Here is a 449-nt window from a genome sequence, read left to right as displayed (position 1 = left end):
ACAGTTGATGTACCTGCAGGAAGTTATGAAGATACTTCAGGCAACCCAGGTAAACCGGGTACAGGTGATAACAACGTAACATGGTGCCACCAGGTGTGAAAGTAGAAATCACTCCAGAAGGCGATATCAAAGTTACCTTTGATCCAGATGTAGACCCAAGCACCATCACACCAGATGATATTAAAATCACAGACAAAGATGGCAATCCAGTTGAGATTACCTTAACTCCAAGTGAAGATGGCTTAACGTGGACAGGTAAAGTACCTGAAAATGTTGAAGGAAAAGTCACAGTTGATGTGCCTGCAGGAAGTTATGAAGATACTTCAGGCAACTCAGGTAAACCGGGTACAGGTGATAACAACGTCAACATGGTGCCACCAGGTGTGAAAGTAGAAATCACTCCAAAAGGCAACATCAAAGTTACCTTTGATCCGGATGTAGACCCAAGT

Annotated in this window: 1 protein-coding gene; it reads left to right on the top strand. The window is 43.4% G+C overall.

The annotated features are described in order from the left end of the window. Positions 1-95 precede the first annotated feature (95 nt). Positions 96-449, top strand: a 354-nt coding sequence (locus AVJ19_RS21290; RefSeq protein ID WP_171334255.1) for an Ig-like domain-containing protein, incomplete at its 3' end; no start/stop codon positions are given.

It is taken from the genome of Acinetobacter sp. CFCC 10889 (assembly GCF_003268395.1).
In the GTDB taxonomy this organism is placed as follows: domain Bacteria; phylum Pseudomonadota; class Gammaproteobacteria; order Pseudomonadales; family Moraxellaceae; genus Acinetobacter.
The sequence above is the reverse complement of the archived record's forward strand: the minus strand, read 5'-3'. Positions and strand labels throughout refer to the sequence as shown.